The sequence below is a fragment of the Aminobacter sp. P4_D5 genome, assembly GCF_056401815.1.
The window spans coordinates 1-706 of the sequence record NZ_JBFUIP010000729.1; the positions used below are offsets into that span (position 1 = coordinate 1).

Here is a 706-nt window from a genome sequence, read left to right on the forward strand (position 1 = left end):
ATTCGGTGCTGCCGGTCGAGAGCCGCGTTGGGTTGGCACGGGCGAAGGCGGTCAGGCCCGTGATATCGTTGAAGGGCAGGGCGTGCGAGGCCGCGAGCACCATGGTGCTGCGCGTCAGCATGGCGACGGGCGAGACGTCGCGCACGGGGTCGAAGGGCATGCTCGGCAGCACATGCTTGTTCATGACATGGGCGGAGACCACGGCCATGAGCGTGTGCCCGTCCGGCTCCGAGCGGACGACGACCTCGCTCCCGATGACGCCGGACGCGCCGGCGCGGTTCTCGACGAYGACGGGGAAGGCGATGTGGGGGCGCATGGCCTCGCCGATGGCCCGGGCCAGGATGTCGGTGCCGCCGCCGGCCGCGTAGGGCACGATCACGCGCACGGGGCGCTGCGGCCAGGAGGGCTGGGCCGAGGCGATGGCCGGGATCAGGGCGGGCAGGGTCAGGGTTGGCAGAGCCAGGGCTGTGCGTCTGCGGATCATCTTGGGTTCCTCCGTTGCCGGCAGTTTCGCGCGCCGCGGCCCGATGCGGAAGCCCCGCATCCATGGCAGGCTTGCGGGCATGGTACAGAGCGTCACCGTCATCGGCCTCGGCTATGTGGGGCTGCCCACCGCGGTGCTGCTGGCGAGCCACGGGATCCGCGTGCATGGGGTGGACACCAGTGCCTCGGTGCGCGCGGCGCTGGCGGCCGGGCGGATCCACAT

General features: G+C 71.6%; 2 protein-coding genes. One reads left to right on the plus strand and one right to left on the minus strand.

What is annotated here, in order from left to right:
• Positions 1–484: Bug family tripartite tricarboxylate transporter substrate binding protein (locus AC1DWF_RS34620; RefSeq protein ID WP_476842998.1), on the minus strand; the 484-nt coding region annotated here is incomplete at its 3' end.
• A gap of 79 nt (positions 485–563) precedes the next feature.
• On the opposite strand from AC1DWF_RS34620, the gene AC1DWF_RS34625 reads away from it, so the two are divergent.
• On the plus strand, positions 564–706 hold a 143-nt coding region (locus AC1DWF_RS34625), incomplete at its 3' end, for a 3-hydroxyacyl-CoA dehydrogenase NAD-binding domain-containing protein (protein ID WP_476842999.1).